This window comes from Moorena sp. SIO2C4, from assembly GCF_010672485.1.
Taxonomy (GTDB): domain Bacteria; phylum Cyanobacteriota; class Cyanobacteriia; order Cyanobacteriales; family Coleofasciculaceae; genus Moorena; species Moorena producens.
Genome location: NZ_JAAHGN010001501.1, coordinates 1 through 1,261 on the forward strand (window position 1 = coordinate 1; position 1,261 = coordinate 1,261).

1 pseudogene is annotated in these 1,261 nt (G+C 41.4%); it reads right to left on the reverse strand.

From position 1 onward, the window contains the following. Positions 1-964 precede the first annotated feature (964 nt). Positions 965-1,261, reverse strand: a pseudogene (locus F6K20_RS38975) (UDP-3-O-(3-hydroxymyristoyl)glucosamine N-acyltransferase); the annotation flags it as partial.

Consider the following 1,261-nt stretch of genomic DNA (forward strand, 5'->3'; position numbering starts at 1 on the left):
GGGAAACCACGGCAAAGCGCGAGTGGGGGGAACCCCCTTTGGCGGCGCTGCCTCCCCTGTTCCGAAGCTGCATCGCTACTTGAGGTGCTAGCAGGCGGTTTAACTGCAGGGGGTTGGATGAGTAAAACAAGCAGGGATTTTCAAGCAGCCATATCAGCACCCTCAGCTTGTTTACTACCTCCCGTTGATTAGCTGACGACTGACGGCTGATAGCTGAATGCTTACGACTAATGAACGTATTGTGTAAATTTTTACAGGTTTTTTTTATTAAAAGTCAATGTATCTAGGTAATCTTTACAAACTATTTATACTTTGAGATTTATTTATTAAGTTTCCGAGAAGAAACGATTAACTATAACCTTAAAAAATTATTAAAATTAGAGTTTTTATTTCTCACTAAGCTTCCAATATGAAGATTTTGTCAAGAAATCTGTTCAAGTCAGCTTAATTCCTTAATGTTCCAAAATCATAGCAAAAGAAACAGCAAAAATTGTTCAGTTGTTGGCTCTCCTAGAGTGGCTAGGATAAATTAGTACAAAATAATCGCCATAGTCCTTGCTTAGTAAGCTCTTGAGTAATTTAAAAATGCAATTTTAATAAAAGCGATGCAGCTTCGGAACAGGGGAGGCAGCGCCGCCAAAGGGGGTTCCCCCCATGAGCGACTGCCGTGGTTTTCCCCGGAGACGAAACCTTAGACAGGGGAGCCTTTATGGTTGGTAGGCTATGCAGATGCATGGTTAAAACTTATTGATTAAGGCGAGCCTGTCTTACGGTAACTATCGCCAAAGGCGACGCTTGGCCGTAGGCCACGCCAAAGGCGAACGCGAACAAACCATGAGCGACTGCATCAAGACAATGTATTTTTAGTTTATTGAATCCCTTGCTCTTTAAGGGTTTAAGCTCATTTAAACTACTAATTTACTATAATCAGTCTAGGAGAGCCCAGTTGTTTAACTTTTTATATTTATTTTTTATCTTTAAAGTTTCGTTCAAGTTGTTTCAAGATTTTATACATTTCTGGAAGCCGATTGTAGATGGCAGATATTTTTAGCCAGAGTTTGTTGGAAATAGCAGGATAGCCAGAAACTATACTTCCGGGTTCTACATCTTTGTGGATTCCCGATTTAGCGGTCACAATTGCTCCATCCCCAACTTTCACTTGATTCGCAATTCCTACCTGACCCACCAGCAACACTTGATTACCTACTTTGACTCCTCCAGATAATCCAACTTGGGCTGCCAAGGCACAGTTTTGTCCCAC